Raw genomic sequence first — 22,347 nt, 5'->3', positions numbered from 1 at the left:
ATTGGAGATTTTATGGGTATCTATTGTGATTTTAATACTGCAGCACCACATGGACATTACAAACCGTTAGTAGAAAAAGAACAGCTAAAAGCTCAGCTTTTATTAAATATCAGATCATGCCTTTCATATCTATTACCAAGAGGAACTTTTCGTGGTGATAAGTTTTATGTAGGCAATGTACAAGGTGATAAAGGAAAAAGTCTAGTAGTAGAATTAAGTGGTAGTGAAGCTGGACTATGGCACGATTTTGCAACAAAAGAAGGTGGAGATATAATTGATCTTTGGGCAGAAGTGCATAGAAAAAGTACTAGAACAGAGTTTACTGAAGTAATGGACTCTATAGCTGAATGGCTTGGTCATTTTAAAAAGATCAAAACTGACAAAACTGCAGGTAATCCAACTGCATATTGGGATTATTACGATGAAAAAGGCCAAGCTCTTGTTAGAGTATATCGTTATGATGATGATAGTGGAAAGAGATATCTTCCTTTTGATATTAAAAGATCCGACTTTGGAACGCCAGAGATAAGACCACTCTACAACATTCCAGGTATTTTAAAGTCCGATAAAGTTGTTCTGGTTGAGGGAGAAAAATGTGCAGAAGCGCTGATAGAGAAAGGAATAACTGCAACAACAGCAATGTCAGGAGCAAATGCACCTATTGAGAAGACAGATTGGACTCCACTTAAAGGTAAACATGTTATTATTTGGCCAGATAATGATGAACCAGGTAAGAAATACGCTGAAAAATCTGCTATGAAACTTACTTGTCTTGGAGTTGAAGAACTTTGCATTTTGGAAATACCTAAAGATAAACCAAAGGGTTGGGACGCTGCTGATTGCGTGAAAGAAGGTGTAAATGTTGAAGAGTTCATCCTTAGTACAAAAAAGGCTCCTTCAAAAAAATCGTTGAGAATAGATACCAGAGCTTGGGCTAATATTGCTCCAGAAAGAGAATGGATTGTTAAAGATTGGCTTCCTATTGGAAGTGTTACGGCTCTCTACGGTGATGGTGGTATGGGAAAGTCTCTACTTGCTCAACAACTAATGACAGCAGCGAGCACAGGTAAATCTTGGTTGGGAATGGAAATTGAGCAGATGAAGACATATGGTGTATTTTGTGAAGATGATACAGAAGAGCTGTGGCGAAGACAGTGTGCTATAAATAGATTATATCAGTTAGATATGGAATCCTGTGACTTTCATGATAATATTGGCTTTTTATCGAGAGTGTGGAAAGATAATCTACTCATGGTATTTGATAACAAAGATATAGGTAAATTAACTCATTGCTTTGAAGAATTACTTGAAGATATTAAATTGTTTCAACCAAAGCTAGTAGTTTTAGATACAGCAGCAGACTTATTTGGTGGCAATGAAAACAATCGCTCTCATGTGAGACAATTTATTCAAAGTTGTTGTGGAAAAATAGTGAAAGTAATAAAAGGAGCTGTATTATTATGTGCTCATCCTTCTGATTCAGGAATAATACGTAAAACAGGTACAGGTGGTTCAACTGCGTGGAGTAATACAGTAAGATCTCGTTGGTACTTGTCAAAGCCAGATAAAGCTGATGCTTCTGGTAATGAACGAGTACTTTGCCGTAAGAAGTCAAATTATTCTGCATCTAACGAAGAAAAGATTTCATTTTATTGGCATAACGGTGCGTTTGTACAATCTGATGATACATTAAATTCAGAAAGAATAGTAAGGTCTAGCTATAATACTAAATTGGATTTAGAACGTCTAAGAAGATGTGATATAATTTTAGAGTTAATTGCTAGTGAAGCATATAAAGGCGAAACTTACACCGCGGCACACTTTGCTAGGTATTTTGAGGGAAAGCTAGGCCTTGGAAGTGAACGTAGCATCCGTGAAAGGATTAGCCATCTTGCAGCTCTTGGCCACATAAAGTTCTTTAAGGAAGCTCTTGGATATAAAGTATCAAGCACTAAATCAAAGTACGGCTATTTATGTGTTAAAGACATGGAGTTAAAAATTTCTGAAAATCAACATGTGCTGGTAAAGCCAGATTATTATCTTTCACCAAATAACGGAGTAACCTTACCAGTTGAAAATCCAGACGTTTGGGTTATACATAATTCTACAAAACAAGATGGCAAAATAGTATAGTAAGTTGGCAAGATGGCAAGTTGGCAAACTGAAGAATCTGCCATTCTACCAACTTAAAATTGATAAAAATATAAGAAAATCAATAGTTTAAAGAAATAGTAAGATGGCAAGATGGCAAAAAGTTGCCAACTAGATAGCATGGGTAAAGTCCTCTTCTATAGCGGGTTTAGGGAAGTTGGCAAGATGGCAAAAATCTATATATATAAATATATACTATGCTATAGTACATAGTATATATCAGTTAAGAGAAGAACTTAACATTTTTTGATGTCCTTTCATAATTTTGCTTTTTCTATGGAGTTGCAACCTATAATAAAAATATAAAGTAAAGGCAGTGAAAAACAAATGATCCATAATAGCGTTTTAAAAAGATTCTATGACTTCAGGGTACAAGTTATACCACCAAGACCTAAGTTACTCATGTAGGGTAGCTTAAAACTCGATTACGAGGCATCTTAATACCCCAAACTTTTATTTATTAGAAAAAAACCCTACAATTAGTTTATCATGCTTTTTGTTGATTGCAAAGAAAATTTTTTGAACCTAAAGAACAAATGGTTAGTAGACTTTTTGAAACATTATTTTTGCAATAGCTTTACTTCTACCATAAGTTTAACAGAGGCTCTAACCCTCATCTTTTTTTTAACAAACGCATAACGCTGGTCTACTGAGTTTAATAGCTGAACTAAGAATTCAGATCTCCGGATTTTCCGGAATACTCAATAACTTTCAAGTGAGCTGGGTCTAGTTGCTTTAATAAGGCTTTTATGCAAGCGCGATGAAGACTTGAGGTAGAAAAGATTGAAGAAAGCAAAATAAACAGCTTTATATTCTTAATTTTTTTAGATGAGGCAAAAGCTGCATTTTAAAGCTATCTGTAACTTTAGGGTAAAACTTACTAGCCACACTAAAGAACGCTTATAATGCCCTCTAAAACGCAAATAAAAGGCATCTTTAGTAAACTTACTAGTAAGTTTAACACATTTTTTACACTTTGCAAAGAAAATTTTTCAAAAAAGATTGAACAACTTATGGTGAGTATAAGGGGTTATGGAGACTATTATGGGAATACAACAACTTTTATCGCAAACCTCTGAGCAATTAATTGCAAAACTCTCAGTAATGAAATTAGCAAATTGTAGAGGTAGCTCAAGGAAAAAAGTTTGAAGTTACTGCCATAGAAGAAGAAACAGAAGCTCGTAAAACTTGATTGCCGCTTAAAATGGAGACAAAGATCAAAATTTACGCCTCCAATTTTATCATACATAAGGGAGACAAAATTTCCACTATTTATTAGTAATAAAAAGCAACTTAGTTTATATTTGGTTTTTAGAATAAACATATTTTCAATATGATTGACACTTTAACTTTAAAAGAAGGGGATATTGAGACTACTGCATTTGATAATAACAATGTAACTAGAGTATTACACAATGGAGAGTGGTGGTATGTAATAACAGAGGTAATAGCTTTTCTCACAGGTAGTAAGAACCCATCTGATTACCTAAAAAAGATGAAAAGCAGAGATATAGGGCTTTCTGAAGGATGGGGACAATTTGTCACCCCCCTTGAAATTAAAACAAAAGGTGGTAAACAGAATGCTAATTGTACAAATGTTGAGGGGTTATTGCGTATCTTACAGTCTGTTCCTTCCAAAAAGGTTGAGCAGTTTAAACGTTGGCTTGCAAAAGTCGGGTATGAAAGATTACAAGAATATGAAAATCCAGAGCTGGCATTTAAACGAGCCTATGCTGATTATGTTGCAAGTGGATACAGAGGAGAATGCAATCCATATCTGTAAGAAATCAACTCACAAAAGAATGGGATAACAGAAAAATATCCGACCATAATAATAAGCATCTTGAAGGCAAGGAATATGCAATATTGACAGATGTGATCTCTCAGGCAACTTTTGGTATCAGGACTAAAGAACATAAAGATCTAAAGGGTCTAAAGAAGCAACCATTAAGGGACCATATGACACCAATTGAGCTAATTTTCAACATGCTTGGCGAACAAGCAACTATTGATGAAGTAAAAATCAAAGATGCACAGGGTTATTATGAGAATTTAGAGGCGGCAAAAGATGGTGGTAAAATGCTAGTGTAGCAAGAGAGGCATTTGAAAAAGCGCGAGGTGTAAAAGTTGTTTCTTCGGATAATTTTCTCAAGAAGATTAAAGATTGAGGTTTTCACTGTGAGAAGAAAGGAATCAAAACATTCTCTGCTAATTTTAGCCGATTCTACTACAACACTATTCTTTAAAGCGTTTTAGAGGGTTGTTATAGCGTTATTAGTGATTTGGATAGGGGAGAAAGATGAGAAAGATAGCATCTTTATCAAAAACCCATGTAATCTCTTTAAAATCCCAGTAAACAGTTCTTTCCAAAATGGAAACAACTCAGGTGTCTAGAAGTTCCGTTTAGCGGGTTCTTAAAGCTCTTTAATTTCTGAGCTACATTCAAATTATTTTAACTTTTTTTCAGAAAATCCCGGAAAAAGTAGCAAGAAATCCGGTATATATATTATAGAAGGGCATTGAGTGTAGATGTGCTTCAAACACAAAAGTCGGCAAACGAACAGAGTAGAAAAGATTGAAGAAAGCAAAAGAAACGAGATAGGTTTTTGGTGAGTTGCGTAATTGAGAATTTATATTTTCAAATTTCTTTAAATAAGACAAAAACTGTATTTTAAAGCTAGATGTGACTTTAGGGTAAAATATACTACTTTTACTTCTCGTCAACACAGTTAACGAACTACCACAGTAAAAGGGTTAATACGGTAACCATAATCTCTACGCGATGATCCAGGCCAACTAACTGTTTGAATCACATCATTACGTTCGATGTTTAGTCCTAATTTTTTAGCTAAGGTGGTTTTTATTGTTCTTTGGATTGTGTTTAGTGGTTTTCTGATGTGATGTTCTGGATCTGCTTCTGGATCAAGATTTAGGCGCTTTTCTATTTCAGTTATGCTAAGCAACATGTGTTTTTCAGGAGGTAATTCTTTTTTACAATCATTCAAAAATTGTTCAAATAATATGCGAAAAACCTTCATACATGCTACAGCTTTCTTATTTAGAATCTCTATATTGTTTACGTAAAGTGAGCCCTCTATCAATTGCAACTTTAGTAATTCTTTCTCTTTAGAAGGTTCAATTAGATTAAGTGCAGTATGTAAGATTTGCATTGAAGTATTTGGTATGAACTCTAGTACTCCTCTTTGTGCTGCTTCTTGGAATACTTCAATTAAAGTCTTATGCTGAAAGAAAAGGTCAACCATTTTTACTATGGGCAAATCAAGAGGTATGTTTGATGGATTTTTTCTCAGTATTATTAATACAGTTGGATTAGCTTTAAGCTTATCTATCGTTAAGAATGTTGGATTGGTGCAAAAATCAAGTATGATTAAACTTACAATCTTACCTTGTCCACCAACATGATAAACTCCACTTTCCACTTTTTGCCACATAAAATTTGTATCACTTAGCTGACCTTCAAACCAATTCATAAATTTCTCTGGGTTAAAATATACAGATAAGCGGTGAAATCTTTGCTTCTTGTAGGTATTAGGTAAAATATCACGGTTACAATTTTCACAAATTATATTATCGCATGCTTCGTTAAAGTCCTCATCAATGAAAATCTCATTGTTACAGTATGGATCAACTATATTTGGCCAATCTAATTTATCTTGTCTACGAGAGCAGATAATGTAAGACCTCTCTTGCATCTGAATTAATTCAAGATCTGACAAATACCTTGCTGCTTTGATGTAATTTTGATTTGGGTTAACCCAAGAGCTGCCAGAATTAAGAAGATCAGAGATTTGCTCTTGGCAAGATTGTAAGACCATAAAATTGTTTTATGTATGCTTTAAAATCCTCTCTTTCCCTTTTATTCAGAGGATGTTCAGAGTAGTAAATTGCTATATACTCATCACTTCGCTTAAAAAATAAGCCTATCTTTTTGCCTTGAAATATTACTTTAATCGACTCTATCAATGGCACTATGTCTCCTACAAATGGCTTTAAAACATGCAATTCCGGTGCAATAGGATCATATGGAGTGACAGTCAAAGTGATATTAGTGTAGATGTAATTGAAACGATTTGACTGAAACTTTAACTCAAAAACACGAATATTTGAATCAGATTCATTAATACAAGTTTCTATAAATTTATGCACCTGTTCCGCGAAATTTTTATCCTGCACATCTACAAAAATACATTCGCAACCAAAGTAACAACTTGCAATGCTATTTGCTATTTCTATAGCTTGATCAATATTTCTAGCACCAAGATCTACCTGAGTGCCATTTAGTAGAAAATCCAAAATCATCCACTCTGCCTTATGGCCATGAATGACTTTGTTTGAATTTAACAACAAATCTATATCGCTAGCTTTGCGTATTAACACATATAAACGATTCTGATGATAGAAGAAACCTTGTAGTTGATTCTCGAAACTGTCATTTCTCTTAATGTTATCTTCTTTCAGTGTTTGTTGTATGATTTCCTCTGAGATAAAGTTCTTAAATGGAGTACTTGGTCGTCTTGGTATTTTTTGTAAGGCAAAAGACATGAAACTCTTTCTTTGTATTTTTTCAAAGTGATAGACAGACTTTAAAAGATTGTAATCTGCATGAAACAGTAGAAACAGCAAAGACTTTTTATCATATTTATTATTATTTTTTACAAGGTAGGATTTCATGAGTTCCGTAGTTAATGCAGATCTTGCAATTTCACTGACAGTAACTTCTAGTTTTGCACGGTCAAAACAGGTAATCAAGTAGTAAGTAACGAGAGAATCGGAATAATTAGCAATCACTTTACGTTTGTATTGTACAGATGTATTATCGTAACTTTCATCATCAAAGAGTTGAGCATTTAATTTATCTTTAAAGGAGTTTTGAAAAATAATATTTAATTGCTTACCAGAAAGTGAATCTATCCAAGACTGACGTATTTTTGTATTGTGAAAACGGTCAAGCAAATGGTTAACAGGGACTTCTAAATCATCTTCCCAAAATTTACGATTTGGATAAATGTTCATAAGAAACTAACCACACCATAATAACATAATAGACTATTTAAATAGTTAAGATAGAAATCTGAAAGTCTTGACCAATAATTATGCAATGGCTGTTTACTGATTTTTAACCAAGTTTTTTCTAAAAAATTTGCTTAAGAAGAAGATTTTTTGGACGAAAATTTTCCAAATCTTGTATATATATGTACTCAGCAATTGAAAGGAAATGCTCACCCTAGATCTTGGCAAACAAACTGGTTGGACTATTTTACATGATGGAATAGTGCAAAGTGGAAGTAAGAGTTTTCATGTTAGCAGATTTAGTGGTGGTGGAGTGCAGTTTTTAAATTTTCGTAATTGGCTTAATGCACTTAAGTATAAATTTCCAGGTATTGAAGTTGTATACTTTGAAGAAGTGAGAAGACACTTGGGAACTGATGCTGCACATATCTATGGAGGGTTTTTAGCACACCTTTCTGCTTGGTGCGAGGAAAGTAATATTCCCTATCAAGGTGTTTCAGTTAAGACTATTAAACGTTTTATAACTGGCAAGGGAAATGCAAGTAAAGCTGATGTAATTGAAGCAGTGCAGGAAAAGGGTTTTTGTCCAACAGATGATAATGAAGCAGATTCTTTAGCATTAATGTTCTATGTTATGAATTTTAGTAAAGATTTTAGTGTATTAAAAACACTATAGAAAGTGGGTCCTTTCGGCCATACTGGCGGGTTTGGTGGTCCTGACCTCGGGCCTTCTTTAGCGTTAGATATATTTCAAATGTTAACTACTTACGAAATTATAGCTGAGCAGTGCTAAAAAAGGAGAAAAAAAGGTGAGAATTACGCAAGCAGAATGGGCAAGGGAAAAAGGGTTTTCAAAGCAATATGTCTGTTATTTAGTAAAAAAAAGGAATAGTTGAGTTGGAGGATGGTTTGATCAATAGAGAACAAGCAAATGAAGCAGTAGCGGCAATAAGAGATCCAAGTCAGCCACTGAGGAGGAAAAATCCAGAAAACGAAAATACAAGTAACCTTTCCACGATGTTGCTAAAAACTCGAATAAAAAATGAAATGGAACGAGGTAAACTACTTGAGGCGAAAGCTAAGGCTGAGATAGGAGAACTTGTAGCAGTAGAGGAAGTAAAGCGCGATGCATTTAATGTAGCAAGAGTTGTACGTAATAATTTGCTTAATATTCCAAATAGAGTTTCAGCACTGCTTGCATCACTGAGTGACACTGAAAAGATTCATAAGACGCTCACTGAAGAGATTACAAACTCATTACAAGAATTATCTAATATTAAGTTTTAAATAATGTCTGCTAACTTAAGTTTAGAATTAATAAAGTGTCTCATTAATCAGCAAGGAGTGGATGTAAATGTTAGAGGATTAAATGGAAAGACACCGCTGCATTATGCAGTAGAAATTAACGAGTTTGGTATGGTTGCACTCTTACTGAACAGGAAAAATATTAATCCACTGATCACTGATGATGATGGTAAAAGTGCGCTCTCTTGTGCAAGAGAAGAGATATTACAAGCACTAATCAATCACAAATATGGATTGGAGAAAGATAGCTTACTTCATTTAGCTGCGATGTTGAATGAAGCAAATGCTGTAAGGTTTTTACTCAACAAAGGAGTTAATGTTAATGAGCAGAATGCTTTACTACATACACCATTACACTTAGCGGCAGGAGCTGGACATGAAGAAATAGTAGAAATTTTAATTAGAGAAGGAAATGCGGATAAAGATGTTCTTGACGTGAGAAATCATGCAGCAATGCATTATGCAGTAAACAACAAGAAGCTAGAAGTAGTAAAATTACTTTCAAATCTTGGTGCGAATGTCAATATAGCTGGTAGCGGCAGAAATGCAATGAAATTATCTCCTTTGCACGTAGCTATAAGTAGCAGTAATTACGACGAAAGAGACTTATGTTTAGATATTGTAAGATGCTTAATAAATGTTCCTAATGCTGGAGTTAATTTACAAGACTATGAAAATAAAACACCACTACATTACGCTGAAAGACTTAAAACAGTAGAAGTATTACTAACCCGAGAGGATATAGATCCTTTAATTAAGGATGATAATGGCAAGACACCATTTTGTTATGCAAAAGAAGCAAATAGATTAGATATAGTAAAGATTTTAGCAAGATTTAGCTGCCAGAAAAGGATATGAAGACCTAATAGACGGTATTCTTGGTGAAGGAGTTGAAATAGATGCTGTAGATGAGAGTGGAAAAACGGGAATTTATGTTGCTGCAAAGCATGGTCACTTTAACGTAGTAAAGTTGTTGCTAAAGAGAGGAGCAGATGCCACGGATGTTTTTCAGTATGCAATAATAACGAACAATGCAAAATTAATAGAACTACTGAGTAAAGAGAAAGAAATAGTGTTATTTGGAAGACAGAAGAACTTTCCAACATTTCATTTATTGAGCAATAAATATTTTGAAGAAAGGAAAATAGCAGACAAAAAAATAAAGAAATATACCAATATCATCTGTGTCACTATAACAATATGCGCAATAGCGATAGTAGGAATTTACCCTAACATTATAGCTGCGGTAATGGTGGGAATAGTTGCGCTCATAGCTGCAATAATAATGAGTAATTTAATTCAGAAGTATATAGAAGAAGCACTTGAAAAGAAAATGTTTATTGAACTCGAAAGTGAGAAAACAAGTGAGTGCAGTTCTATTTTAAGTGATGTTGAAGTATCATCTAATGATGGTGAAGAGCTAGCAATATGATATACGCTACATCTTTTTCTGAAGGTTTAAAACCAGATCCAGAGCTTAAAGTATCAGAGTGGGCGAATGAGTATCGAGTTTTAGCGCCAACTGCAGCATCAGAGCCAGGTAAATGGAGAACAGAAAGAACTCCTTATTTAAAAGAAATCATGGATTCACTATCTCCTTCTTCACAGGCTGAAAAAGTAGTATTCATGAAAGGAGCGCAGATTGGAGGAACAGAAGCTGGTAACAATTGGATTGGCTATATTATCGATCAAACACCAGGACCAATGCTAGTAGTACAGCCAACAGTTGAAATGGGAAAGCGTTGGTCAAAAGGAAGATTTGCACCGTTAATAGAGAGTACGCCATGTTTAAAGAGTAAAGTAAAAGACCCAAGATCAAGAGATTCAGGGAATACTGTACAAAGTAAGGAATTTCCAGGTGGAATAGTTGTGATTACTGGAGCAAACAGCAGTGTAGGTCTCAGGTCTATGCCAGTAAAGTATCTCTTTCTTGATGAGATTGATGCTTATCCAGGAGATTCAGGAGGAGAAGGAGATCCAGTACTGCTTAGTATTGCTCGAACTAATACCTTTGCAAGGCGAAAGATTTTTTTAGTGTCAACACCAACGATTCATGGAATAAGCAGAATTGAGAAAGAATTTGAAGTAACAGATAAGAGATATTTTTTTGTACCATGTCCGCATTGTAATTATTACCAAATATTAAAATGGTCACAAATAAAATGGGAAGATAAAAATCCAAATACAGCACACTATATATGTATAGAATGTGGTAAAAAGATAGAAAATCATCAAAAGACAGGAATTCTTGAGCGTGGAGAATGGAGAGCTACAAATCCAATAAAAGGTGAGAAAAAAGGATTTCATCTTTCAAGTCTTTATAGCCCAGTTGGCTGGTATAGTTGGACTCAAGCAGTAGAGGATTTTCTCCATGCGAAAGAAAGTGAACAATTACTGAAAGTTTGGATAAATACTACGCTTGGAGAAACCTGGGTAGATAAAGGAGAAGTACCGGACTGGAAGCAATTATTTAACAGGAGAGAATTTTTTCAGATTGGCACAGTACCAAAAGGCGAAGTAGTTCTCACAGCAGGAGTAGATGTTCAAAAAGATCGCTTGGAAGCAGAAGTTGTAGCCTGGGGAAAAGGCAGAGAAAATTGGTCAATAGACTACCGAGTATTTGAAGGAGATACAGGAAGTGGAGAAGTATGGGGAAAGCTTTCGGAGCTCCTCAATCATCATTTTATCGGTGAAAATGGGCTTGAGTATATGATAAGCATGATGGCAGTAGATGCAGGATATGCGACACAAGAAGTATACAATTGGGTGAGAAGTCATCAAGGCTCTGGAAGAGTAATGGCAGTAAAAGGTGTAAATAAAGCACTAGTGCCACTTAGCAGCCCAAGTAGAGTAGATATAACAGTTGGTGGTCAAAAGCTAAAGAGAGGAATAAAGCTATGGCCAGTAGGAGTATCGATATTAAAGTCAGAGCTTTTTCAATTACTTAATGTTTTAAAAGAAGGTGAAGAAGCTCCAGCAGGATATTGTCATTTTCCCGAATATGCACCTGAATATTTTAAGCAGCTAACAGCAGAGCAATTAGTCAGCAAAGTGGTAAAAGGATACACCAAACAAGAGTGGCAGAAGGTAAGAGAAAGAAATGAAGTATTAGACTGTAGGATTTATGCAAGAGCAGCATCGATAGCACTGGGAATAGATAGATGGCCAGAGAGTAAATGGAATAGTTTAAGTGAAAAACCAGAAAGTAAAAAATCAAAGAAAATAGTGAAAAGCAAATGGATCAGCGAGTAGTAAATGTATAACGAAGATTATCTAATTCAAGTCGAAGAAGCGATAAAGAAACTGCAAAATGGAGAGAGAGTAGTATCAATTGCATATGGTGACCATATTGTAAGATATGCTGAAGTAGATATAAATGATTTACTAAGCTTAAGACAACGAATTAAAGTTGAGCTAAAGATTGCTGGAAAGAGGAAAATTGTTTTTTCAACGAGTAAAGGAATTTTATAAATGCTGCTAAAAACCTTCAAGCAATTATTTAACAAACCAAAAATCAAAAGTTCTGCTTGGGATGGAGCAGGTTCAGGAAGAAGATTTTTTCACTTTCAACCAGAGTTAGGAAGTATAAACAATTTGCTGTCTCAAAGCCTTGAAACTTTACGTAGTAGGTCACGTGATATGGTGAGAAAAAATCCATATGCAGCAAATATTATTGATACAATAGTAAGTAACTCTATTGGAACAGGAATAAAGCCGCAATCAAAAGCAAGAGATGCAAAATTTAGGAAAAAAGTGCAAGAATTATGGCTAAGATGGACAGATGAAGCAGATAGCTGTGGAATAAGTGATTTTTATGGATTACAAGCTCTAGTATGCAGAAGTATGATAGAGGGTGGAGAATGTTTTGTACGTTTAAGAACGAGAAAGCTGGAAGATAGATTTTCTGTGCCATTACAACTGCAAGTACTTGAGTCTGAACATTTAGACAATAAAACAAATCAAACTTTAGCAAATGGTAATGTAATAAGAAACGGGATTGAGTTTAACAAGCTTGGGCAAAGAGAAGCTTATTACTTATTTAAAGAACACCCTGGTGAAAATACCTTTGGAGAGTCAGTAAGAGTCCCAGCAAACGATGTTTTACATATCTATAAACCACTGAGACCTGGACAAATTAGAGGGGAACCTTGGCTTTCTAACGTGCTTTTAAAACTTTACGAACTTGACCAGTATGATGATGCAGAATTAGTGAGAAAAAAGACAGCAGCAATGTTTGCTGGATTTATTACAAGACTCGATCCAGAAGCAAATATCATGGGAGAAGGTGAAGCAAGTGAGCAAGGAGTAGCACTATCTGGCCTAGAACCTGGTACTATGCAACTACTTGATCCAGGTGAGGATATAAAGTTTTCAGAGCCATCTGATGTAGGAGGAAGCTATGAAGCATTTATGAGACAGCAACTGAGGGCAATAGCAATAGGCACAGGGATAACATACGAACAACTAACAGGAGATTTAACCGGTGTTAATTATTCATCAATCAGAGCAGGACTGATAGAGTTTCGTCGTCGATGCGCTATGCTGCAACATAACATTATGGTATTCCAATTTTGTAGACCAGTATGGAGTAGATGGCTAGAGTTAGCAGTACTTTGTGGAGAACTCCGTATAGATGAAAAAGTGGCAAAAGCAGCGAAAGAAGAAGTAAAATGGATACCACAGGGATTTGATTGGGTGGATCCACTGAAAGATCAACAAGCACAACAGATGGCAGTAAGAAATGGATTCAAGAGTCGAGCGGAAGTAGTATCAGAAATGGGTTATGATGTAGAAGAAATTGACCAAGAAATAGCAGAAGATCAAAGACGTGCAAGTGAACTGGGCTTAAGTTTTGATTCTGACGTTACGGCCAATCAAGAGGTGATATGAAACAACAATGGCTAAACAGATGTAATGGTAGAACCAAGGAGTTTTGAGTTACTGTCACTACAAACAGGAAAGCAGCCTATCTTTAAAAATATAAAACATGCAGTAAGAAATAGTGAAAGAGGAATAATACCGATACATGGCATTTTAACTAAAAAACCTGGTGCATTTGATGAAATGCTCGGAATGACATCATATGAGCAAATAGAAGAACAAATTACACAAGCATTAGCAGATAGTAGCATAGAGACAATTATACTGGAAATAGATAGCCCCGGAGGAGAGGTAAACGGTATATTTGACCTAGCTGACTTTATTTATGAATCAAGAGGAAAAAAGAGGATAATAGCGATAGCAAATGATGATGCATATTCTGCTGCGTACGCTATAGCTTCTAGCGCTGAAAAGATTTTTCTCACCCGCACTTCAGGAGTTGGGAGTATAGGAGTAATAGCAAGTCATATAGATCAAAGTGGATTTGATGAAAAATGTGGAATAAAATATACCACAGTGTTTGCAGGAAGTAGAAAAAATGATTTAAATCCACATGAGCCAATAACTTCTGAGAGTTTAGAAAATCTAAAAAGCGAAGTGAATCGTTTATATGAAATGCTGGTTGAGCTAATAGCACGCAATAGAAACCTTTCTGTAGAGGCAATCAAATCAACAGAAGCAGGGCTATATTTTGGCGAGAAAGCAGTAGAAATAGGTCTTGCAGATGGAATTACAATTCTTTCAGAGTTTAAATATATTAATAAAAACAGGAGTATTACTATGAACGAACAAACTATAACTGACCTAAAAGAAGAAACTAATAATTTAACTAAGTATCGTACTGAAGTTCTTGAATTAATACGTTTATGTAATATATCAAAGATGCCAGAAAAGATAGGAGAATTTATTGAGCAGGGTGTAAGTGTTGAGCAAGCAAGGGAGGTTTTAATGGAATTACTTGCAGAAAGAACAAAGAAGACAGAGATAATAAGTACAATACCACAGAATTCAGGAGAAGAGTTGATGATGCAGGTAGCGAAAAGTCGTAGGCATTTAAAATATATAACAAAAGGAGAAAAGCAAAATGAGTACTATAACCGAACAAAATAATCTGAGTGACTTATTAAAGTATGAGGCATCAAGCCTGTATTCAAGAGATCAAATAACAGTAGCAAAAGGGCAGAACCTAAAGCTTGGTACAGTAGTGGCTCTCGATAAAGATAGCATGGTTAAGATAATAAATCCAACTGCCACAGATGGTACACAAACAGCGATAGGTGCAATAGTAAGTGATGTAAATGCGACAGAAAATGCCAAAGCAGTAATCATTACACGTATAGCAATGCTAGCAGATCATGCAGTTGTATGGCCAGCAAATATCACTGAAGAGCAGAAAGCTGCAGCAATAAAGCAACTTGAAGGACGAGGGATCATTGTCCGCAAGGGAGTGTAACTTAAATTAATAAGGGGGAAAAAGAATGCAAAATCCATTTACAAATACAGCATTTAGTATGACGGCACTAACAAATGCGATGAATATATTGCCGGTAAATTATGGACGAGTTGAAAATTTAAATTTGTTTCCAAGTAGGTCAGTAAGATTTAGACATATTACCATAGAAGAGCAAAACGGAGTATTAAGTTTACTACCAACGCAGTTACCCGGAGCACCAGCAACAGTAGGAAAAAGAGGAAAAAGAAAGGTAAGAACATTTACGATTCCACATATTCCACATGATGATGTAGTGTTACCAGAGGAAGTACAGGGAATAAGGGCATTTGGATCAGAGAGTGAACTTAAAGCGCTGGCAGATGTAATAACCGATCATTTGCAATTGATGAGGAACAAACATGCAATAACATTAGAGCATTTGCGAATGGGAGCGCTGAAAGGAATAATTTTAGATGCTGATGGGTCAGAATTATTAAATCTGTACAACGAATTTGAAATCACGCCAAAAGTAGTAAATTTTGCACTGGGAACAGCAACAACAGATGTAAAACGTAAGTGTCTGGAAGTATTGCGGCACATAGAAGATAATCTAAGTGGTGAATATATGACCGGAATTCATGCCTTGGTAAGCCCTGAGTTTTTTGATGCACTAACTTCACATACTAAAGTGAAAGAAGCATACGAGAGATGGCAAGAAGGAGCAGCGCTTCGAAATGATATGAGATCAGGATTTACGTTCTGTGGAATTACATTTGAGGAATATAGAGGGCAAGCAACTGACCCTGAAGGAACCGTAAGAAGATTTATTGAGAAAGATACAGGGCACTGTTTTCCACTAGGAACAGCAAGCACATTTACAACATATTTTGCACCAGCAGATTTTAATGAGACAGTGAATACTCTTGGACAGCCACTATATGCAAAGCAAGAACCAAGGAGGTTTGATAGAGGGACTGATTTACATACGCAGTCAAATCCTCTGCCAATGTGCCATCGTCCGGCCGTTTTAGCGAAAATAGTAACAACATGGTAGGGTCCCCACATAGAAAACTCTATTTATGACCTTAAAAATATACCATAAAAATATAAGATATGCAATATGTTTAAAATAATATGTAAAGACTTTTAGAAAAAATGGTATGCAGAAAAATATAAAGAGATTATTTAAAGATTGTTTTGCCCATTTAGGAGAGTTAGCTTTGTATGAGTCGAAAAATAAGGCGTACATGGTACAAGTATTAAAGCAAGAGCCAGATAAATTATACGAGATTGGTGAAGGGCAATTTGTAGGAGAAACTTTAGCGTTAGAAGTAAGTGCGTTTGATGTGTTAAGGCCAATTGTAGGAGATATTTTTGTTATAGGTGACCGTAAATATAAAGTATATTCTCCACCGCTGCAAGATAATTCAGGAATGGTATGGAAAATTCGAGCGTCAGGAGTATAAATGCGTATTAACACCGGTAGTATTATACAAAGTATAGATGCTGAAAGGAAAAAAGTGGAAAAAGCGACAGTGAGTGCATTAAACAAAACAGCAATATGGCTAAAATCAAAAGCAGCTAAGGAAATCAGTGAGGAAAAGCAGATAAAATTAAGTTTGATAAGAAAGAGATTAAGAATTTTTAAGGCAAAAACTAGCAGATTAGAAGTGTTAATTAGAGCAAATCTCTATGACATTAGAGCATCGACAATTGGCAAGATACAAAAAACAAGAAGAGGATCGAAAGTAGGAAAGCATGAGTTTATAGGAGGATTTGCAGCAGTTATGCCAAAAGGAAATAGCGGTATTTTTAAACGTGTAGGAAGAACAGCACTACCGATACAGGAGGTTAAACTACCACTTGAACCTGAGGCTTCAAGGATAATAGAAAATCTTGTTAATTATGAAGTTAAAAGGATATTTGAAAAATATTTTACACATAAGTTATTTTATGACGGCATTTTGGACTAATTTACATGAGGCAATCTGTAATACGCTAAAGGCAGAGATACCAGCAATTCAAACTTGTGAGGTTTATCCAGCAATAAGGAAAGAGTTAGCAGCTCCAGCGGTATTTATAGAATTGTCAAGTCTAGAGCAAGGAAAAGATCCAGGAACAGAGGAGCTAGCGCTGAGAGCAAAATTTGAGGCACGAATAGTGATCGATAGCACAATAGAAAATGCCCCTATTATTGTCAGATCATTAGCTGCTGAGGTTGCCAGAGTAGTAAATAAAAATACTTGGAACGTGAAAAATGTTTCACCAGGAGAATTTATATCAGGAGGAGGAGATGATTTTAGGCCAGAGCTCGATGCATATTTAGTGTGGATGGTAGACTGGGCGCACGAATTGCATGTAGGGCGATCGATTTGGGAAGTGAGTAAAATAAAACCTCATTTAATCGATGTGAATGTTGGAAAGTAATTTTGCAATTTCAGAATTGCGGAGGAAATTGGCCAACATTGTCCGTATAGGCATTGTCGAAAAAATAGATTATGAAAAAGCTAAAGTAAAAGTTAGAATAGGTGAACTTGTAACAGATTTTCTTCCATGGATAACAAATAGAGCTGAAAGTTGGTCACCACCAAATATTGATGAACAGGTAATAGTATTATCACCATTGGGAGAATTGTCTTTGGGGGTGGTGTTACCGGCAATATATCAGGAAAAATACCCTCCTCCAGAGAATAAAAAGGAAGTAAATAATGTAAAATTTCAAGATGGGACAAGATTTACATATGATAAAGAGAAACATCATTTAGAGATTGAAGTAGTAGACAAGATAACACTGAATGTTGGGGAATCAAGTGTAGAGATAACAAAGAGCGAAATAAAACTAAAAGCAAAAAGAGTAAATCTAAATTAGGGAAAGGAATGAATAAATCAGTTATACGCCTAGGAGATCACTGTGAAGGAGCGTTGCTGCATTTTTGTATAAGTGGAAGCAGAGATGTATTTATAAACGGAAGACCTGTCTGTAGGCAAGGAGATAATTTTAGTGAAGGAAAAGTAATGACACAAGGGTCGAAAGCAGTGTTTGTAAATGGGTTTGGAGCGGGAAGAGTAGGAGATATAGTTTCATGTGGGTTTAAAGTAATAAAAGGCAGTGAAAACGTGTTTGCAGGCTAAAAATGGAAGGGATGGACTCCAAAACAGGAAAAGAATTAGAAGGAATAGAACATCTGAAACAATCAATAATTGATATACTGACCACTCCTATTAACAGTAGGATAATGAGAAGGGATTATGGGTCAAGATTATTTGAATTAGTAGATAAGCCAATAAATAGAGATTTAACTTTGGAAATCTATTCAGCAGTAGCAGAAGCTCTACAAAGGTGGGAGGAAAGATTTAAGCTAGAAAAAGTAAAAATGACAGAGGTGAAAGAAGGAAAAGTAACGCTTGACCTAGAAGGATTATACTTACCAAGCGGGAAAAACATTCATTTTGATGAAATTGTAGTTTAAAGATGCAGCAGCTAAATATTGTAGAAAAGCCAAATTTCGAGGAAATATTTTCAAGAATGAAAGAAGAGTTAGTCCGTAGAGATGAAACCTTTTCAGGATTAGTAGAATCGGATCCAGCAATGAAAGTTCTGGAAGTAGCAGCCTGGCGTGAACTTTTACTCAGACAAAGGATAAACGAAGCTGTAAAGGGTAATTTACTTAAATTTGCAACGGGAGAAGATCTTGATAACTTAGCTGAATTTTATGGAGTAGAGAGAGAAAAAGAAGAAGAGGATGAAAGATTTAGAAAGAGGGTAAAAGCAAAAATAGCAGGTTGGTCAACAGGAGGAAGTAAGGAATATTATAAATATCATGCACTGTCAGCAGATAGTAGAGTAAAAGATGCACTAGTGGAATCACCTATACCAGGGAAAGTACAAATTTCAATCTTATCAACACAATTATCCACAACTGGCATAGTGTCAGAAGAACTACTAGAAATTGTAAAAAAGCAGGTTACTAGAGATGATACAAGGGTTTTAACAGATACGATAACAGTAATTGGTTGCAATATTACGGAAATAGATATTCACAGCAGAATGAGCATGAGTCCTGTAATATCAGAGGAAGAAATCAAGAAGCAGTTTATTAAGAAGTTTGAATTAGCAAAAAGATTAGGATGGAATGTTACAAGATCTTGGATAATAGCAAACCTATTTGTAGAGGGTGTAGAAAACGTAGAATTAATCGAGCCAAAAGAGGATGTTGTAGTATTGGGGAATGAGTGTGCAGTGCTTGGCCACGTCAAGTTAGATAGGATTTAAAACGTATTTTTTTGTTTTGTGGAATCGTACCAGTGAGGGGATTGCGTTCAATAAGTGGTTTAAGGTTTACTGGATAAAAATGCCCAATGTTAGGGAGACGAAAGTATTGATTTTCTTCCAGAAGTTGTAACTTGTTTTTTAAAGTATGGATAGTATGGTCAAATATTATGGAAAGTGTTTTCGATATTAAGAACATCTTTATTTTTGATCAGTTCTGAAATGATCTCTTGCTTACTCATAAGCTACCTAAATAAAGGAAATTAAAGCAACTTGAAAGAAAAGACAAATGAAAAGTTTATTACCGCCAAACGCAACAAAACAGGAAAAAGCGCTAGTAGATGCGATAGATTATAAGGTTGATCCAAGCTGTATTAGAGGATTTAAATTTAGATTGGAAGAAGAAACATTGCCGTGGATAATAGAAGAATATGGTTTAGAAGAAATACTATGCTGGGTAAAAGATAGAAGAAAAGCAGTAGTAGAAGGAGTAAAATTTCAAAGACTGAGAGGAACTCCAGCATCACTAAAAATAGCACTAAAATGGGCAAATATAGAAGATATTACAATTATTGAAGAGCCACCCGGTAAACACTTTTTGAGTTGCAAGTAGGGATAAAAGAGGTACCAAATGACTTCTTCGTAGATGCAGTAGTAGAGCTGGCAAAACTATCACTGCCTGTAAGATCCAGATTAATGAGGATTTTTAACGATTATTATAATGTGCAGAGATTTATATTGGATGAGAGTTTATTTGGAGATCTTCTGTCTGATTATTCAGGGGTAAAAATAGAAAAAGATGGACCAGTGTTATCATTTGGAAGAGTAAATTTTTTCAGGTCTAGTGGTCCAGTTATTAAGATTATAGAAAACTATCTACGCGATCATTATGAACGAGCTTTAAGCAATGATATATATCGCCTAGATGTAGCAATACTTGGAGAAACCGAGCCTCACACAAAGAATTATAACGGTATTTATGAAAGAAATCATTTGTGGTACAACTTAAAAGCACTATATCCATTACCACAGAGTTTATTACCATCGATTAAATTTGCAAAAGCGCAGATAGTATTATCAGACAGTTGGGATTTAGGAGACATAAATACGTGCTTTCCAGTTAGTAGCGTAGAAGAAAGAGGAAATAAATTTGTATTGGGAAGCGATAAACTTTCAGGGCAATATTGGAATTTAAAACACAAGCCAATTTTAGAAAGATTTAGCGTTACTCACAACTATAAAGCAAAAAATTATACAGATCAGAAGGTCAGAAAATATGTTTTAGCAGAACACAACGTTTACTATAAAAATGATTTAGAGCAAAAAGACTCAATACACGAATTAGAAAATTACATTTTAGTATTTTACCCAGGAGTACTAAAGTGGCATGAACATCGACATTTGCACAGAAGTTGGAAAAATAGTCAAGTAATATCTCTAATAAGTTAAGTACTTATATTTAGATCCTCATATATTATATTAACAATAGTTTAAAGTGTATGAAATAAAAAGAAAAGGACTTGCTTTCTTATGCTAAAAAGGACATGAATTAAATAGCAGCAGGTAAACATAAGAAATTTATCTGGCGCTAGAAAAGCTAATTTTGTGAGGTAAGTATGAAGTTTAGCGAAGAAAAGAGAGAATCTTTTAGTAAGTTTTTTAAAGAAGTATCAAGTAACGGGTTTAAAAACATTAATAAAAGAAATGAAGAAGGAGAGACGATATTGCACCAAGCAGTAGAAATCTCTGATTACAAAACAGCGAGGTTATTAATAAAAAAAGGGGCAGAGGTAAATGCAAGAGATAAAAATGGTTATACACCACTACACTGTGCAGTATTTGCGAAAAGCTTAGAAAATGTAAAAGTGCTGCTAAGGGAAGGAGCAGAAGTAAATGCCACTCAATATGTCACTGGATGTACGCCACTACACTCTGCATGCAAAATAGGAGGAGCAGGAGTTGAAATAATAAAAGAGCTAGTAAAAGCAGGAGCTGAGGTTAATCAACTGAATAAATATGGTGCAACACCAATGTATTACATTTGGGAAAGTGAAAAGTATCGTCTATGTGATAGCAAAGAGAGTGAAAGGGCGAGTAAATTTCTGAGAGAAAAAGGAGGAATAACAAAAAGTAGAGAACTGACGTGCTATGGAATAGAGAGGATAGTGGAAGAAATAGCAGACATGCTGAATGGGAGCTATATGCCGGAGCTAAAAATAATAGAGATAGAAGAAATAAGAAAGAGAGACAAATCACTAATAAAGGAAGAATGTGAAAATTTAGCAAGCAAAATAATGAGCCAAGTAAATGAGATGATAGATGAGGTGGTGAAAAGGAGGGCTTAGAAAAGGGATTTAAATTCAAAGAAAAGGTGAGGTAAATTATGTTAAAGTTTGGCAAATTTAATAAGTCAGCAGAAGAATTATTAGAGAACTCACATGAAAATATTTATGCAAGAGACGAGAAGGAACTGCATTATGCGGTAGACGCAAAAACAGTGGAGTTATTAGTCGAAAAAGGAGCGAATGTGAATGCTAAAGATATAGAAGGATACACAGCACTGCACCTAGCGGTAACGGAGAAACGTCTAGAAATCGTGAGGGAATTGATAAAATCAGGAGGGAATGTAAATGCGGAAGAATATGGAAATAAATGCACACCGCTGCACCTTGCATGCATGATAGGCGAAAAAGAGATAGTGAAAGAATTAGTGAAGGCTGGAGGAGAAATAGAACAAGCGGATAAATTTGGAATGACAGCAATGGATTATAGTAAAGAAGTAACCGAGGTATTAAAGAAAGAAACAGACAGAATTGAAAAGTTATTTATGAAAGGCTAAAAATATGGAGAAAGAAGTAGAAAAGAAAGTAATGAATTTAGAGAGAAAACCTTTGAGTGAGCTGAGAAAAACGTGGAAGAAGGTATTTGGGGAAGAGGCACCTAAACATTCAAAGAAATATCTGATACCAAGATTAGCATATAGAATGCAGGAGGAAGCGTATGGAAAAATGTCAAGAAAAGGAGCAAAAAGACTAGAATATCTGGCAGATCGGCTAGAAAAGGGAAAAAGAATAAGTAGCGATAAATTACCAGTAGAAGGGACAGAATTAATACTAGAGAGAGGTGAGGAAACGCATGCAGTAATGGTAACAGATAAGGGTTTAATCTACAGAGAAGAGTTTTATACATCATTGTCAGGAGTAGCAGGAAAAATAATGGGAATGAGTTACAACGGACCTTTATTATTTGGAATGCGTGATAAAAGTGGAAATTGAGG

General features: G+C 35.2%; 22 protein-coding genes and 3 pseudogenes. 23 read left to right on the top strand and 2 right to left on the bottom strand.

Annotated elements, in window-relative coordinates; all coding sequences use genetic code 11:
• The first annotated feature begins 12 nt into the window (after positions 1-12).
• From OPR39_RS04770 to OPR39_RS04760, 3 genes are all read left to right on the top strand, one after another.
• Entirely contained in the window at positions 13-2,133 is a 2,121-nt protein-coding gene (locus OPR39_RS04770) for an AAA family ATPase (protein ID WP_265039261.1), read from the top strand.
• 1,351 nt (positions 2,134-3,484) lie between these two features.
• A complete protein-coding gene (locus OPR39_RS04765) occupies positions 3,485-3,934 on the top strand; it encodes a BRO-N domain-containing protein (RefSeq protein ID WP_265039260.1) in 450 nt (149 codons plus the stop codon).
• Entirely contained in the window at positions 3,916-4,242 is a 327-nt protein-coding gene (locus OPR39_RS04760) for a hypothetical protein (protein WP_265039259.1), read from the top strand. The genes OPR39_RS04765 and OPR39_RS04760 overlap by 19 nt, the downstream gene beginning before the upstream one ends.
• Positions 4,243-4,880: 638 nt before the next feature.
• Here the strand turns inward: OPR39_RS04760 and OPR39_RS04755 are convergent.
• Together OPR39_RS04755 and OPR39_RS04750 are read right to left on the bottom strand one after the other, a co-directional pair.
• On the bottom strand, positions 4,881-5,987 hold the full coding sequence (locus OPR39_RS04755) for a hypothetical protein (protein WP_265039258.1): 1,107 nt from the start codon (positions 5,985-5,987) through the stop codon (positions 4,881-4,883).
• Entirely contained in the window at positions 5,953-7,185 is a 1,233-nt protein-coding gene (locus tag OPR39_RS04750; RefSeq protein WP_265039257.1) for a hypothetical protein, read from the bottom strand. The genes OPR39_RS04755 and OPR39_RS04750 overlap by 35 nt, the downstream gene beginning before the upstream one ends.
• A 202-nt stretch (positions 7,186-7,387) precedes the next feature.
• Between OPR39_RS04750 and OPR39_RS04745 the strand changes: the two genes are divergently transcribed.
• The 20 genes and pseudogenes from OPR39_RS04745 (at position 7,388) to OPR39_RS04650 (ending at position 22,345) form a co-directional block, all read left to right on the top strand.
• Positions 7,388-7,858, top strand: a complete 471-nt coding sequence (locus tag OPR39_RS04745) for a RuvC family protein (protein ID WP_265039193.1) — start codon at positions 7,388-7,390, stop codon at positions 7,856-7,858.
• A 133-nt stretch (positions 7,859-7,991) separates the two neighbouring features.
• Positions 7,992-8,469: pseudogene (locus tag OPR39_RS04740) on the top strand (hypothetical protein).
• 3 nt (positions 8,470-8,472) lie between these two features.
• Positions 8,473-9,919, top strand: a pseudogene (locus OPR39_RS04735) (ankyrin repeat domain-containing protein).
• A complete protein-coding gene (locus OPR39_RS04730; protein ID WP_265039195.1) occupies positions 9,916-11,739 on the top strand; it encodes a phage terminase large subunit family protein in 1,824 nt (607 codons plus the stop codon). The pseudogene OPR39_RS04735 and the gene OPR39_RS04730 overlap by 4 nt, the downstream one beginning before the upstream one ends.
• A 3-nt stretch (positions 11,740-11,742) precedes the next feature.
• Positions 11,743-11,958, top strand: coding sequence for a gpW family protein (locus OPR39_RS04725; protein WP_265039197.1), 216 nt, complete (start codon positions 11,743-11,745; stop codon positions 11,956-11,958).
• A complete protein-coding gene (locus OPR39_RS04720; RefSeq protein WP_265039198.1) occupies positions 11,959-13,377 on the top strand; it encodes a phage portal protein in 1,419 nt (472 codons plus the stop codon).
• 24 nt (positions 13,378-13,401) lie between these two features.
• On the top strand, positions 13,402-14,478 hold the full coding sequence (locus OPR39_RS04715) for a S49 family peptidase (RefSeq protein ID WP_406833340.1): 1,077 nt from the start codon (positions 13,402-13,404) through the stop codon (positions 14,476-14,478).
• Positions 14,453-14,821 (top strand): head decoration protein, encoded by a 369-nt coding sequence (locus OPR39_RS04710; protein ID WP_262986414.1) that lies wholly within the window; start codon positions 14,453-14,455, stop codon positions 14,819-14,821. The genes OPR39_RS04715 and OPR39_RS04710 overlap by 26 nt, the downstream gene beginning before the upstream one ends.
• 25 nt (positions 14,822-14,846) lie before the next feature.
• Complete coding sequence (locus tag OPR39_RS04705; protein WP_265039200.1) at positions 14,847-15,854, top strand: major capsid protein; 1,008 nt, start codon at positions 14,847-14,849, stop codon at positions 15,852-15,854.
• Positions 15,855-15,960: 106 nt separating this feature from the next.
• Positions 15,961-16,266, top strand: coding sequence for a head-tail joining protein (locus OPR39_RS04700; protein WP_265039201.1), 306 nt, complete (start codon positions 15,961-15,963; stop codon positions 16,264-16,266).
• The gene (locus OPR39_RS04695) at positions 16,267-16,773 is read left to right on the top strand and encodes a phage tail protein (protein ID WP_265039202.1); all 507 of its coding nucleotides are present in this window, start codon (positions 16,267-16,269) and stop codon (positions 16,771-16,773) included. It abuts the gene before it with no gap.
• Positions 16,754-17,227, top strand: coding sequence for a hypothetical protein (locus tag OPR39_RS04690; RefSeq protein ID WP_065094331.1), 474 nt, complete (start codon positions 16,754-16,756; stop codon positions 17,225-17,227). The genes OPR39_RS04695 and OPR39_RS04690 overlap by 20 nt, the downstream gene beginning before the upstream one ends.
• Positions 17,214-17,669, top strand: a complete 456-nt coding sequence (locus OPR39_RS04685; protein ID WP_265039203.1) for a phage baseplate assembly protein V — start codon at positions 17,214-17,216, stop codon at positions 17,667-17,669. Before OPR39_RS04690 ends, OPR39_RS04685 begins: the two co-directional genes overlap by 14 nt.
• An 8-nt stretch (positions 17,670-17,677) precedes the next feature.
• Positions 17,678-17,932 (top strand): PAAR domain-containing protein, encoded by a 255-nt coding sequence (locus OPR39_RS04680; protein ID WP_265039204.1) that lies wholly within the window; start codon positions 17,678-17,680, stop codon positions 17,930-17,932.
• A gap of 2 nt (positions 17,933-17,934) precedes the next feature.
• Positions 17,935-18,270 carry a GPW/gp25 family protein gene (locus OPR39_RS04675; protein WP_265039206.1) on the top strand — a complete coding sequence of 112 codons (336 nt, stop codon included), beginning with the start codon at positions 17,935-17,937 and terminating at the stop codon, positions 18,268-18,270.
• Positions 18,271-18,272: 2 nt separating this feature from the next.
• On the top strand, positions 18,273-19,073 hold the full coding sequence (locus OPR39_RS04670) for a baseplate assembly protein (protein ID WP_265039208.1): 801 nt from the start codon (positions 18,273-18,275) through the stop codon (positions 19,071-19,073).
• A 286-nt stretch (positions 19,074-19,359) separates the two neighbouring features.
• A pseudogene (locus OPR39_RS04665) lies at positions 19,360-20,519 on the top strand (phage tail protein).
• A gap of 167 nt (positions 20,520-20,686) precedes the next feature.
• Complete coding sequence (locus OPR39_RS04660; protein ID WP_265039209.1) at positions 20,687-21,415, top strand: ankyrin repeat domain-containing protein; 729 nt, start codon at positions 20,687-20,689, stop codon at positions 21,413-21,415.
• 38 nt (positions 21,416-21,453) lie between these two features.
• Entirely contained in the window at positions 21,454-21,909 is a 456-nt protein-coding gene (locus OPR39_RS04655; RefSeq protein WP_265039211.1) for an ankyrin repeat domain-containing protein, read from the top strand.
• A gap of 4 nt (positions 21,910-21,913) precedes the next feature.
• A complete protein-coding gene (locus OPR39_RS04650) occupies positions 21,914-22,345 on the top strand; it encodes a DUF2924 domain-containing protein (protein ID WP_265039213.1) in 432 nt (143 codons plus the stop codon).
• The last annotated feature ends 2 nt before the right edge of the window (positions 22,346-22,347 follow it).

Source organism: Wolbachia endosymbiont (group A) of Yponomeuta plumbellus (assembly GCF_947251575.1).
GTDB classification, from domain to species: Bacteria; Pseudomonadota; Alphaproteobacteria; order Rickettsiales; family Anaplasmataceae; genus Wolbachia; species Wolbachia pipientis.
Note: the sequence above shows the minus strand (reverse complement) of the source record. Positions and strands in the feature narration are given on the sequence as shown.